Annotated in this window: 7 protein-coding genes; 3 read left to right on the forward strand and 4 right to left on the reverse strand. The window is 44.4% G+C overall.

Annotation, left to right across the window (positions count from 1 at the left end; genetic code table 11):
* Positions 1 to 53: 53 nt before the first annotated feature.
* Together PY364_RS01130 and PY364_RS01135 are read right to left on the reverse strand one after the other, a co-directional pair.
* Positions 54 to 1,361, reverse strand: coding sequence for a metallopeptidase TldD-related protein (locus PY364_RS01130; protein ID WP_275519695.1), 1,308 nt, complete (start codon positions 1,359 to 1,361; stop codon positions 54 to 56).
* Positions 1,362 to 1,539: 178 nt separating this feature from the next.
* The gene (locus PY364_RS01135) at positions 1,540 to 1,932 is read right to left on the reverse strand and encodes a Fur family transcriptional regulator (RefSeq protein ID WP_275519697.1); all 393 of its coding nucleotides are present in this window, start codon (positions 1,930 to 1,932) and stop codon (positions 1,540 to 1,542) included.
* A 419-nt stretch (positions 1,933 to 2,351) separates the two neighbouring features.
* Between PY364_RS01135 and purS the strand changes: the two genes are divergently transcribed.
* Positions 2,352 to 2,624 (forward strand): phosphoribosylformylglycinamidine synthase subunit PurS, encoded by a 273-nt coding sequence (purS, locus tag PY364_RS01140; RefSeq protein ID WP_275519699.1) that lies wholly within the window; start codon positions 2,352 to 2,354, stop codon positions 2,622 to 2,624.
* 106 nt (positions 2,625 to 2,730) lie between these two features.
* Positions 2,731 to 3,426 (forward strand): phosphoribosylformylglycinamidine synthase subunit PurQ, encoded by a 696-nt coding sequence (gene purQ / locus PY364_RS01145; RefSeq protein ID WP_275519701.1) that lies wholly within the window; start codon positions 2,731 to 2,733, stop codon positions 3,424 to 3,426.
* Here purQ and PY364_RS01150 read toward each other — a convergent pair.
* Positions 3,423 to 3,911 (reverse strand): DUF29 domain-containing protein, encoded by a 489-nt coding sequence (locus tag PY364_RS01150; protein WP_275519703.1) that lies wholly within the window; start codon positions 3,909 to 3,911, stop codon positions 3,423 to 3,425. The genes purQ and PY364_RS01150 overlap by 4 nt on opposite strands.
* Positions 3,912 to 4,027: 116 nt before the next feature.
* Complete coding sequence (locus PY364_RS01155) at positions 4,028 to 4,762, reverse strand: response regulator transcription factor (RefSeq protein ID WP_275519707.1); 735 nt, start codon at positions 4,760 to 4,762, stop codon at positions 4,028 to 4,030.
* A 322-nt stretch (positions 4,763 to 5,084) separates the two neighbouring features.
* On the opposite strand from PY364_RS01155, the gene PY364_RS01160 reads away from it, so the two are divergent.
* On the forward strand, positions 5,085 to 5,600 hold a 516-nt coding region (locus PY364_RS01160), incomplete at its 3' end, for an IS607 family transposase (protein ID WP_275519705.1).

Genomic DNA, 5,600 nt, shown 5'->3' on the forward strand with positions numbered 1-5,600 from the left:
GTAATTTAACCGCCCAGAGGGCGGCGTTACGAGTCTTATAGCAACTTTCCATCTTAATTTTGCCTAGAGGCTACACCTAACTGTTGAAACAGCATACTCGGTAAATAAGCCCCGCCGCCAACCCATTCCGGTTCACTCCCTAAATCTGCCAAATTTTTAAAGGCTTCAAAAATACTGCCTGCCACCATTGTATTCTTCACGCGACCGACAATTTGACCTTTTTCGACCTTGTAGCCTAAATCCAAGTTAACAGAAAACTCGCCTGCTAACTCGTTAGATTGACCAGCACCCAAAACCTGATCCACAATTAAGCCTTCTTCCATGCTGGCAATTAATTCGCTTGTCAGCGTATTTCCAGGGGAAATGCAGAGGTTGACTAAATCGGGGCCGGGGCGAGATAGTCCACCTCGGAAACCGTTACCTGTGGATTTTACACCTGCACGGGCAGCCCAGCGACGATCCCAATAAAATCCCATGACTGTACCTTGGTCAATTAAGACTTTGCTGCTGGTGGGAGTCCCTTCATCGTCAAAGGGACAGGCGGAGGGCCCGATGGTGGGGTCTTCAAATAGGGTAAAGCGTTGGTCAAATAGGGTTTCACCTACCTTGTCAACTAAGGGAGAGGCTTTCTGGACGACTACTTGACCTGAAAGGATGGTATCAAATAAGCTACCAAGGGTGCTAGCGGCGGCTCTGGGGGTGAATAAGACTGGGTAGGAACCGCTGGTAATGGTGGCTTGATTTTCGGCCCAGCGATATTTTTGCAGGAGAGTTTGCAGGATATTATCGGTATCTAAGGGGCGATCGCGTGCTACATCATAGCTGTAAGCTTGGAGAAAATCTTCTCCTCTGACTAAATTGCCGGAAATACTACCGCTGACAATTTGGCTAGACCTTTCAGCATAAACATTTCGCGTTGTGGCAATTTTAACTCGACCGCTGCGGACGTGAAACCCGACATCTACGAGAATATCTGGATTGTAAGCGTGAACTTGTTCGATTAGCCCCTTGCCAACTTCCACTAATTGTTGTGTTGACGGCGGCGTGTAGGTGGTTTCTGGGGCCGTCATCTGGAAGTTATCAGCAAGTTCAAACTCTGCGGGATCTCCAATTTCAGCGGTTTGGATGGCCGCGTCTACCAAGTCTTCCAACCGCGTCAAGTCTGTGGAACTAGCGAAACCTAGTTTACCCTTATAAATTAGTCGAAGTGCAACGCCTTGCAGGGCCTTGGTTTGCAGGGATTTGAGGCGATTATTTTCAAATTCGATGGGGGTGTCTTGGCTGGATAAGTAGTAAACCTCAGCGGCCTCTGCTCGTACAGTTGCCAGTTTCAATATTTGTTCTAGGGTAGAATCGCTCACGATCGCGTTTTTAGTTTATAAATCTCTTTTTTATTTTAGGCGCGATCCGTGAGACTGGGAGATAGGGAGACTAGGAGGCTGGAAGTAATTAGCCATTAGCCATTAGCCATTAGCCATTAGCCATTAGTCATTAGCCATTAGCCATTAGCCATTAGCCTAAACAGACTGTAGCCTACACTTAAGATTCTGGAGTCACAGCACAGCGATCGCACAGTCCGAAAAACTCTAGCGTATGGTAATAAATCTTGAATGAGTGCAACTTTTGTAACTGGCGTTCCAATTCGTGGACGGGACATTCGTTAATCGGGATCGAGTCCCCGCATTCAAGACAAGTTAGGTGGTGTTGGTCTTCTTGTACCACACTGTAGAGGGATTCCCCGCTACCTAATGTCCGCACCTGAATCACTCCCTCCCGCTTTAAGACATCCAGGGAACGGTAAACTGTCGCTAAACCCATGCTTTGGTCGCTGTTACGCAGTTCTAAGTATATATCTTGAGCTGAAATCGAGCGGTTGAGGGTCTTGAGCAGATTTAAAATACGCTCCTGACTGCGGGTGTGGTGGGTTCTCATGGTCAGTTTTTTTGATATGCTTAAGTCTAAATCTTTCCTTGTTTCTAGGCTAGCTCAGTTCGGGAAAGACCATCGCCTGATTTTGGGCGATCGCGCATCACTAATATCATGTCCGGTAAAATACTTGTCATTGCGAGCCCAGCCTTGTCATTGCGAGCCCAGCCTTGTCATTGCGAGCGCAGCCTTGTCATTGCGAGCGCAGCGAAGCAATCGCAAGGTGTTAAGATTGCTTCGCTGCGCTCGCAATGACAAGCAATATATAAGATTGCTTCGGGCTTGCTTCGTACCCTCGCAACTGCGCTGCGCTTGGCTCGCAATGACAAGCAATATATATATATGTCCGACTACTTAATAATGGCTCACCTGGCGGATAATATTGGTATTGTTAACTTTAGTCAGACTTGACATCAGGTATTATTGTGGCTCAAAAATATCAGGCTCGAATTTATGTCACCCTCCGCCCCTCGGTTTTAGACCCCGCTGGTACTGCTGTACAGTCTGGTTTGCAACACATGGGCTATGACAATGTTGAGCAAATTCGGATCGGCAAGTATATTGAAATGACCATCTCTTGTGTGGATGAAGCAGCAGCCCGCCTTGAACTTGACCGTATTTGCGATCAATTGTTAGCTAATCCTGTTATTGAGAATTATACTTTTGATTTGACGGAATTGTTAACAGTTAACAGTTAACTGTTAACTGGAAAAGACAATTAGCAATTAGCAATTAGCAATTAGCAATTAGCAATTACCAATTACCAATTACCAATTACCAATTACCAATTACCAATTACCAATTATGAAATTTGGCGTTATTGTTTTTCCTGGTTCAAATTGCGATCGCGATGTGGTTTGGGTGACTCAAGGGTTGCTCAATCAGCCTACTCGCATGATTTGGCATGAAGAAACTGATATTTCTGACCTAGATGTTGTGGTAATTCCCGGAGGTTTCAGCTATGGAGATTATTTGAGGTGCGGCGCGATCGCACGTTTTTCTCCAGTGATGAAAGCTACTGTTGAACACGCAAAACTTGGTAAACCGGTCTTAGGCATTTGCAATGGTTTTCAAGTATTAACCGAGGCGGGTTTACTACCAGGAGCTCTAGCCAGAAATGCCGGGTTAAATTTTATTTGCGATCGCACCCCTCTCAAAGTCGAAAGCACTAACAGTCTTTGGACTTCTGCTTATAAATCCGGTCAAATTATTAACCTTCCAATTGCTCACGGTGAGGGACGCTACTATGCCGATGCTGATACTTTAGCAGAATTGGAAGATAACGGTCAAATCTTATTTCGCTATTGTACAAGTGCAGGTAAAATCAGCAATGCTGGCAACCCTAATGGCTCGTTAAATAATATTGCAGGTATTTGTAATCGTCAAGGAAATGTGTTAGGAATGATGCCACATCCAGAAAGGGCATCCGATCCTATTTTGGGCAAGACTGATGGTATTAAATTATTTGAAGGATTATTGTTGGCTGCTGTTGCAGATTAATCTCGTTCCTGATTGATTAGAGAAATGATGAAGCTAGAGTCGATCGCATCTTCAGGAGAAAAGGGACAAAATTCACTAAAAGTATTAACAGGTAGCTTGGTTTCAGTAGAAGTATCAACGACAGCATTAGAGTAGCAGTCAGAAAATACTTCAAGATAGTAAGGTTTAAGGCTGGGACTATCTTTTAATAAAAACTCAAGCTGACGGCGTTGTTCGAGAATCGTGCTTATCCAAGAATTTGAGCGTAATGAGGGTTGATATTGATACTTAAGTAAGTGCATCAACAAAACAATTAAGCGATTTTTAAGTTCCCGTCGCTGACTACCACTCATTGACTCAATTTCCTCAATTAAATTGTCAAAATCAACGTCATCAAGTTGGCGAGAGCGCAACTGTTGAGCCGTTGTATTGAGCCACAGATAAAAATCCTCTTTATAGAGACTTTTTATATGAGTAACTGATGTTTTGTTCAAGTTGGTAGTCATAGCGATCGCAGTTTGGAAGAAGGGGCTAGGGGCTAGGGGCTAGGGGGAAGAGGGGAATAGAATCTATGGTGACAGGAAATCAGAACGTCATAACTGCCAAGAAGGTTGCTATCTATCTAATGATTTCCTTCCTCCTCAGCTTTGCTCCCGTTGCTGGGTAACTCCAAGCAATAGCCAGCTCCATAAACGGTTTTAATGAAGCGGGGATGGCGGGGATCGGGTTCCATTTTAGTTCTTAGGTGTCTAATGTGTACTCTGATCGTCTCGATGTCGTCATCAGGATCGTATCCCCAAACTTCTTTGAGGATTTCGCTGGGAGAGACGGTTTGACCGTGACGCTGGAGTAAACAATGCAGTAACTCAAACTCTAGGTGAGTGAGTTTGACTATCTGAGTGTACCAAATAGCCTCAAATCTCTCTGGGACGAGGGTTAGAGGGCCGTAGCTCAAGATTTCAGAGTGTTTGGCGGCTTGAGGGATGCGATCGGTTCGCCGCAGCAAGGCTCGCACTCTCGCTAACATCTCTTCTAGCTCAAAGGGTTTGGTCAGGTAGTCGTCAGCACCGGCGTTAAAGCCTTCTACTTTGTCTTGGGTTTGACCCAAGGCGGTCAGCATTAATACGGGAATGTCTGCGGTGCGATCGTCGCGGCGCAAACGCTGGCAAACTGTAAATCCATCTACTCTTGGCAGCATTAAATCTAGCATGATCAAGTCAGGCAGCATTTGGATGGCTAGGGCCTGACCTTTGATCCCGTCTTCTGCTTGGGTGACTTCGTAGCCGGCCATTTCTAGGTTGACGGCAACAAGTTCTGCGATCGTAGGGTCATCATCAATAACAAGTATCCGGGGCATCATTATTTATCTTATTGCTAACCAGATGGCGGAGAGTATAGCCTTCTGGCGGTTCTAGGTATGTTTAATTGTGAATCTTCTAATCTTAAGCTTTTTTACGGATTATAAGGTTCATTAACAAGTATTTTGGTGATACTAAAATTTTGTGTGCTAATTTTAAGCGCTGTTGACCGATAGCTAAGGTAATTAAAAATTAAAAATTAAAAATTAAAATCTATTAAAAGCAAAGCGAAGTCAGCATTTAGCAAAGTATAGGGTTATCGGCAGTTGACAAAATACCGAGAATTACCTACATTTTAAACAGGTAATTCTCGGTAAAGCAGTGGACAGACTAATTAGTATAGGCGAACTAGCGGAACTCAAAGCCGTCAGTGTAGACACCATTAGGCGTTGGGAGAGCGATGGAAAAATTAAATCAGTCAGAACCAGCGGCGGACACAGGCGGTACAGGTTAGCTGACTTTGTAGAGCAAAAACTAGGTAAAACCCTTGCTTACGCCCGCGTTTCATCCCAAGATCAGAAACACGAACTTGATAGGCAAGACGCGGTGTTGTCTAGCTACTGTCAATCTAATGGCTGGAATTACGAGGTCATTAGAGACTTAGGCAGTGGCATGAATTATCGCAAAAAAGGTTTAAATAAACTACTCGCAGCTATTTTAGATGGTGATGTAGCGCGTCTTGTAATCACCCATAAAGATAGGTTGCTTCGGTTCGGATCTGAACTTATTTTTGCTGTATGTGAGTACCACGATATTGAAGTAATCATACTAAACAAAAAAGAGGATGCAACCTTTGAAGAGGATTTAGCATCGGATGTTCTGGAAATTATCACAGTC

The sequence above is a fragment of the Kamptonema sp. UHCC 0994 genome (assembly GCF_029167235.1).
In the GTDB taxonomy this organism is placed as follows: domain Bacteria; phylum Cyanobacteriota; class Cyanobacteriia; order Cyanobacteriales; family Microcoleaceae; genus Kamptonema.

Bases quoted from the DNA above. Each gene is read 5' to 3' on its own strand.
- PY364_RS01135 (WP_275519697.1), bottom strand. From the start codon at position 1,932: ATGAGAACCCACCACACCCGCAGTCAGGAGCGTATTTTAAATCTGCTC.
- purQ (WP_275519701.1), top strand. From the start codon at position 2,731: ATGAAATTTGGCGTTATTGTTTTTCCTGGTTCAAATTGCGATCGCGAT.
- PY364_RS01150 (WP_275519703.1), bottom strand. From the start codon at position 3,911: ATGACTACCAACTTGAACAAAACATCAGTTACTCATATAAAAAGTCTC.
- PY364_RS01155 (WP_275519707.1), bottom strand. From the start codon at position 4,762: ATGCCCCGGATACTTGTTATTGATGATGACCCTACGATCGCAGAACTT.